Here is a 5,569-nt window from a genome sequence, read left to right as displayed (position 1 = left end):
GGTGTAGGTGTTCTGGTAGTCGACCAGGATGAGCGTCGCGTCGGAGAGCGTGGCCGGGGTCTCGCTGAAGCCGTTGAGCTTGCGCAGCGTCGTGGTGTCCTTGGCCACGTTCGTCCGGGCGGCGGGCGCGGCGGACTCCTTCCTGGGGGAGGCGGAGTCCGAGTCGGAGCCGCAGGCGGCGAGCGTGGCCGTGAGCAGGGCGGCGAGGCCGAGTGCGGCGGTACGGCGCGTGGTGTTCATCAGCCGATGTCCTCCTGACCGGCGACGACGACCCCGTACAGGTCGGCGATGGTGGCCAGGGCGCTGAGGTGCACGCCGTGGGCGTCCACCTCCTTCCCGGCGACCGGCAGTGCGCGGGTGGCGCAGGCGTCGGCGACCACGGTGGGCCGGTTGCCGCGCAGGAAGGCGCCCTGGGCGGTGAAGGCGACGCACATATGGGTCATGAAGCCGGCGATGACCAGGTCACCGCGGCCGGCCTCGTCCACCAGCTGTCCCAGGTCGGTGCCGTGGAAGGCGTCGGGGGCCTGCTTGACGACGACGGACTCGCCGTCGGCCGGGGCGACGCTCGGGTGGATCTGCCCGATCTCGGCGCGGATGTCGTAGGGGGTGCCCGCGCCGCCGTCGTTGACGACGTGGATGACCCGGGCGCCCTCCCGGCGGGCGCGCTCCAGCAGCCGGGCGGCCGCGTCCAGGGCGGGCTGCCAGCCGTCCAGCTCCATCACACCGGTGGTGTAGGTGTTCTGGTAGTCGATCAGGACCAGCGTGGAGTCGGCGAGCTTCGGGGGCGTCTCGTCGAAGCCGTTGAGCTGACGCAGAGTCGTTCTGGGCATGGCAAACCACCTGGGGGGATCGGGAGTTGGGAGGCGGCGCGCGGTGCGGCGGCCTGTGCCCTTGACGCTATGGCTCCTCCCCATACGTCGGCAATGACGTCTAGCATGCAGAAACCGACACCGTCGTATTCCGTTGCCCGGGGGGCCTGTGCACACCGTCGACCAGCTGATCGTGATCGTCCTCTTCGACCAGGTGGACCTGCTCGATGTCACGGGGCCGCCGGAGGTCTTCCATCTGGCCCGCCGGGAGACGGAGGAGGCCGCGGCGTACGACGTCGTGCTCGCCGCCGAGACCATGGACCCGGTCGTCACGGCCGCCGGGGTCCGGGTGCTGCCCGATGTCACCTTCGACGCGCTGGCGTCCCGCAGCATCGACACCGTGATCGTGCCGGGGGCGGTCGAGCCCGGCGACGACGGCCGGCTGCGGCCGACGGTGGACCCGCTGGTCGTACGGCGGGTACGGCAACTCTCCGCGCGCGCCCGGCGGATGACCTCGGTCTGCGTCGGGGCGCACATCCTCGCGGCCGCCGGGCTGCTCGACGGCAAGCGGGCCACCACGCACTGGTCGACCGCGCAGCAGCTCGCCGCCGACCATCCGGCCGTGGAGGTCGACGCCGACCCGATCTTCATCCGGCAGGGCGATGTGTGGACCGGCGCCGGTATCAGCGCCTGTCTGGATCTGTCCCTCGCGCTGATCGCCGACGACCTCGGCGAGGCCGTCGCGCTGCGGGTCGCCCGGCAGCTGGTGATGTACCTGAAACGGCCCAGTGGGCAGAGCCAGTTCAGCGTGCCGCTGGAGCAGGCGTCCACGACCCGGCGGATCGAGGATCTGCGCCACTACATCCTGCGCCATATCGCCGAGCCGCTGACCGTCACCCAGCTCGCCGAGCACGCCCACATCAGCGACCGGCAGCTGACCCGGATCTTCAAGAACGAGCTGGGTACGACCCCGCACGCCTATATCGAGTCGGTCCGCGTCGAACGCGCCCGCCATCAGCTGGAGTCCACCGACGCCACCCTCGAACGCGTCGCGGCGGCCTGCGGGTTCGGCACCCTGGACACGCTCGTCCGGTCCTTCCGCCGCAGGCTCGACACCACCCCGACGGAATACCGCCGCCGGTTCCGGACGACGCCCGTCTGAAGTCCCTTATGGAGCAGACGGGTTGATGTCAGTCCCGGTCGCCGCGCAGGGGCCCCGGGTGCTCGCCGCGCATCCGGGCGGCCGCCCGCTTGAGGAGGGTCATGGCGGCGGCGCAGATCAGCATGGTGCCGATGCCGGCCGCGGCCTGCTCCACCTCGCCGCCCTTCACGCCCTCGCCCGCGACGGTCGTCGCCAGCGCGAAGATGATCGAGTACAGGCTGCGCCCGACCTTCGCCCCGGCGGGGATGACCTGGAGCAGCTGCGGCAGGGTGCTCGCGGCGCCGATCGCCATGCCGGACGGCAGCGCCGCGGCGGTCATCAGGGCGCCGAATCCGAAGGAGTTGCCGTAGACGCCCCAGCCGACGCCCTTGTAGAGGAGCCAGCCGGTTCCCGCGAGCGACAGCAGCACGAGCAGGCCGTTCAGATACGCGGCGAAGCCGGCGGCCTTGCGCGCGCCCGGCAGATGCGCGGCGGGACTGCGCCGGGCGTCGGCCGTGACCAGCCTCAACCGGCGGCGCGGTCCCCGCATCCGGAACAGTGACCGGGCGTGAGATGGGGGTCCAGCCGCATCCGGGTCTCACCGATGTGCTGGACGGGCGCCGAGGGCGCCTGGTACGGCGGGCACCCCTGCTGCCGACCTGGAAACACGTCGGCTCTCCCCCGTACTCGGCACCTGCGGCCCGGGAGTCTGCCGTACGGGGCCGGAAGCGTGATCAGCGGTCCGTGGTCTGCTCCTGGGCGGCGGGCTCGGGTTCCGGCGAACCGGATTCCGGCCCGGACTCCTCCCCCAGCAGGTCCCGCGCCAGCAGCGTCGCGCCGGCCACCGCGCCCGGCATCAGGAAGACGGCGACGAAGGGGACCAGGAAGGCGAGGCCGAGCGGGGTGCCGTAGCCCCAGACCAGCAGGCGGCGTGAGCGCAGCAGGGTGAGGCGGGTGCGCAGGTCGAGGCCCCGGCGCTGCAAGGGGATCGAGGTCAGCTCCTCCGCGAGGAAGAAGCCCGTCACGAAGAAGCCCAGCACCGGTATCACCGTCTGGCCGACGAACGGCAGCAGGCCGAGCGCGAACAGCAGGACGCCCCACACCGTCGCCCGGATCAGGATGCGGACGCTGTCGCGGGCCGACAGCCACAGCTCCCGCCAGAAGGGAAGCGCGGACCGGGGTGCCGTACCGTCGGGCGACGCGGAGGCGTCGACCCGCTCCGAGAGGTTGTCGTAGAACGGCTGCCCGATCACCAGGGTCACCGCGGTGAAGGTGAGCACCGCGAGCAGCAGGCCCAGCGCGAACAGCACCGCCGTGAGGAAGCCGCGGAACAGCGTGCCCCAGGGGCTCGACCAGTGGTCCGCGAAGGGGGTGGCCCAGGTCACCGCGTCCTCGCCCCATAGCGCCAGCGCGACCAGCGCGGCCACATAGAGGACCAGTGCTATCAGGCCCGGCAGCAGGGCGAAGCCGTACTGCCGGCCGTGCCGGGCCACCCACCGCTGGCCCTCGACCAGGTACTTGAATCCCGCCCCTAGATCACGCATGGCGGAAACCTTACGCGTCGAGCATGCGCCGCAGCAGATCCCGCAGAATCCCCCGCTCCTCCGCCGACAGCCCGGCCAGCGGCTCCCGCGCGAAGTGCAGCCCCTCCCGCAGATCGCGGGCCACCCGCAGCCCGTCCTCCGTGGCCGCGGCCATCTTGATCCGGCGGTCGGCGGGGTCCGGGCGGCGCTCGGCCAGGCCCCGGGCCTCCAGGCGGTCCACGATCCCCGTCACGTTCGACGGCTCGCACTTCAGCTTCTGCGCGAGCTTGCGCATGGGCAGCGGCCCGAGGGACAGCAGGCTGAGGAGCTTGGCCTGCGCGCCGGTCAGGGCGTGCTCGGCCGCCGCCTCGTCGTAGTCCGCGTGATAGCGGGCCACGACCTCGGCGATCAGTTCTACGACGTCCAGGGTCAGCTGGTCCGGACGGCGGGGATGCGGTGGTGCCATGCCCTCCAGCCTACCCCTTTACTTGACAACATGAAATATTCAGCCTAACCATTGTTTCAGGTGATGAAATAAATGAAAGGCACCGCCGCGATGACGACGAACATCAACCGCGAATGGCACCTGCTCAGCCGCCCCGTCGGCTGGCCGAAGCCCGAGGACTTCGCGCTCGTGGAGACGCCCCTCCCGACCCCGGGCGAGGGCCAGATCCTGGTACGGAACACGTACCTCTCCGTGGACCCGTACATGCGGGGCCGGATGAGTGCCGCGAAGTCATACGTCGCCCCGTTCGAACTGGGCGAGGCCATGGAGGGCGGCGCGGTCGGCGAGGTGATCGAGTCCCGCGCCGAGGGGATCGCCGTCGGCGACCATGTGCTGCACTCCCTCGGCTGGCGCGAGTACGCCGTGGTGGACGCGCAGCGCTCCGTGCGGGTGGACCCGGAGGCGGCGCCCCTGTCGGCGTACCTCGGGGTGCTCGGCATGACCGGTCTGACCGCGTACGCGGGGCTGCTGCGCACCGCCTCCTTCAAGGAGGGCGACATCGTGTTCGTGTCCGGCGCCGCGGGGGCCGTCGGCAGCCAGGTGGGGCAGATCGCGAAGCTCAAGGGTGCCTCGCGGGTGATCGGCTCGGCCGGCTCGGACGAGAAGGTGCGGCTGCTAGTGGAGGAGTACGGCTTCGACGCGGCCTTCAACTACAAGAACGGCCCGGTGTCGAAGCAGCTGCGCGAGGCCGCGCCGGACGGCATCGACGTGTACTTCGACAACGTCGGCGGGGACCACCTGGAGGCGGCGATCGGCTCCCTGCGACGGGATGGCCGGATCGCCGTCTGCGGCATGATCTCGGTCTACAACAACACCGAGCCCGCGCCGGGCCCGCGCAACCTGGCGCGGCTGATCCAGACCCGGGGCCGGATCGAGGGCTTCCTCGTCAACGACCACCGCGATCTCCAGCCGCAGTTCGTGCGGGAGATCGGGCCGTGGGTGGCCTCGGGGCGGCTGAAGTACCGCGAGACCGTGGTGGACGGCATCGAGAACACGGTGGAGGCCTTCCTGGGGCTGCTGCGGGGTGACAACACGGGGAAGATGGTCGTCAAGGCGTAGCCCCGGCGGGCCTGGCCGCCGGGTTCGGGCGGCGAGGTCGCGATCGAGGTCGGCCCGTGCCCCCCGGCGCGCCGGGCCGCTGGGTGGGGAGTCGCGTCCCCACCCGCAAGGGCCGTCACCCGACGGCCGTCGCCGCCCGGTGCGCCGCCCGTACCAGCCGTTCGTTCTCCGGCGCCGCCCCGTAGGGGAAGGTGAACCGTCGCCGGGTGTACCCGTACGCGAGCCCCGCGTGCGGGTCGGCGAACGCCTGGGTGCCGTTGGCGCCGCTGTGGCCCACGGAGCCGGCGCCCAGGAAGGGGTACCAGAGGTCGGCGGTGGCCTGGAAGCCGAGGCCGAAGGACCGGTGGTCGCGGGTCACCAGGTCGTAGCCGGCGGAGTGGATCCGGCCGAACTCGGCGACGGTGTCCGCCTTCAGCAGCGGCGCCTTGCCGTCGACCTCCCCGATCATCGCCGCGTACATCCGCGCGAGCCCCCGCGCCGAGGCGATCCCGCCCTGCGAGGCGGGGCCCTTGGCGCGGGGGCTCGCGCGGAT

Annotated in this window: 6 protein-coding genes and 2 pseudogenes; 2 read left to right on the top strand and 6 right to left on the bottom strand. The window is 71.9% G+C overall.

Features of this window, described 5'->3' with window-relative positions:
- Nucleotides 1–240: pseudogene (locus CCN72_RS40235) on the bottom strand (cysteine hydrolase); the annotation flags it as partial.
- Nucleotides 240–830, bottom strand: a complete 591-nt coding sequence (locus CCN72_RS04520) for a cysteine hydrolase family protein (protein WP_086806420.1) — start codon at nucleotides 828–830, stop codon at nucleotides 240–242. The pseudogene CCN72_RS40235 and the gene CCN72_RS04520, both read right to left, overlap by 1 nt.
- A gap of 148 nt (nucleotides 831–978) precedes the next feature.
- Here CCN72_RS04520 and CCN72_RS04515 point away from each other — a divergent pair, with 148 nt between their 5' ends.
- Nucleotides 979–1,971, top strand: a complete 993-nt coding sequence (locus CCN72_RS04515) for a GlxA family transcriptional regulator (RefSeq protein WP_086806419.1) — start codon at nucleotides 979–981, stop codon at nucleotides 1,969–1,971.
- Between the two features lie 28 nt (nucleotides 1,972–1,999).
- On the opposite strand, the gene CCN72_RS04510 is transcribed toward CCN72_RS04515, so the two are convergent.
- The 3 genes from CCN72_RS04510 to CCN72_RS04500 all read right to left on the bottom strand — a co-directional run bounded on the left by CCN72_RS04510 (nucleotide 2,000) and on the right by CCN72_RS04500 (nucleotide 3,939).
- Entirely contained in the window at nucleotides 2,000–2,500 is a 501-nt protein-coding gene (locus CCN72_RS04510) for a hypothetical protein (RefSeq protein WP_143664040.1), read from the bottom strand.
- Nucleotides 2,501–2,684: 184 nt separating this feature from the next.
- On the bottom strand, nucleotides 2,685–3,494 hold the full coding sequence (locus tag CCN72_RS04505) for an EI24 domain-containing protein (RefSeq protein WP_086806417.1): 810 nt from the start codon (nucleotides 3,492–3,494) through the stop codon (nucleotides 2,685–2,687).
- A gap of 10 nt (nucleotides 3,495–3,504) precedes the next feature.
- The gene (locus tag CCN72_RS04500) at nucleotides 3,505–3,939 is read right to left on the bottom strand and encodes a MarR family winged helix-turn-helix transcriptional regulator (RefSeq protein ID WP_086806416.1); all 435 of its coding nucleotides are present in this window, start codon (nucleotides 3,937–3,939) and stop codon (nucleotides 3,505–3,507) included.
- 72 nt (nucleotides 3,940–4,011) lie between these two features.
- Here CCN72_RS04500 and CCN72_RS04495 point away from each other — a divergent pair, with 72 nt between their 5' ends.
- On the top strand, nucleotides 4,012–5,037 hold the full coding sequence (locus tag CCN72_RS04495; protein WP_244174126.1) for an NADP-dependent oxidoreductase: 1,026 nt from the start codon (nucleotides 4,012–4,014) through the stop codon (nucleotides 5,035–5,037).
- Between the two features lie 115 nt (nucleotides 5,038–5,152).
- Here CCN72_RS04495 and CCN72_RS04490 read toward each other — a convergent pair.
- A pseudogene (locus CCN72_RS04490) lies at nucleotides 5,153–5,569 on the bottom strand (EstA family serine hydrolase); the annotation flags it as partial.

The sequence above is a fragment of the Streptomyces murinus genome (assembly GCF_002154555.1).
GTDB classification, from domain to species: domain Bacteria; phylum Actinomycetota; class Actinomycetes; order Streptomycetales; family Streptomycetaceae; genus Streptomyces; species Streptomyces murinus.
The sequence above is the reverse complement of the archived record's forward strand: the minus strand, read 5'-3'. Positions and strand labels throughout refer to the sequence as shown.

Bases quoted from the DNA above. Each gene is read 5' to 3' on its own strand.
- CCN72_RS04520 (WP_086806420.1), bottom strand. From the start codon at position 830: ATGCCCAGAACGACTCTGCGTCAGCTCAACGGCTTCGACGAGACGCCC.
- CCN72_RS04510 (WP_143664040.1), bottom strand. From the start codon at position 2,500: ATGCGGGGACCGCGCCGCCGGTTGAGGCTGGTCACGGCCGACGCCCGG.
- CCN72_RS04505 (WP_086806417.1), bottom strand. From the start codon at position 3,494: ATGCGTGATCTAGGGGCGGGATTCAAGTACCTGGTCGAGGGCCAGCGG.
- CCN72_RS04500 (WP_086806416.1), bottom strand. From the start codon at position 3,939: ATGGCACCACCGCATCCCCGCCGTCCGGACCAGCTGACCCTGGACGTC.
- CCN72_RS04495 (WP_244174126.1), top strand. From the start codon at position 4,012: ATGAAAGGCACCGCCGCGATGACGACGAACATCAACCGCGAATGGCAC.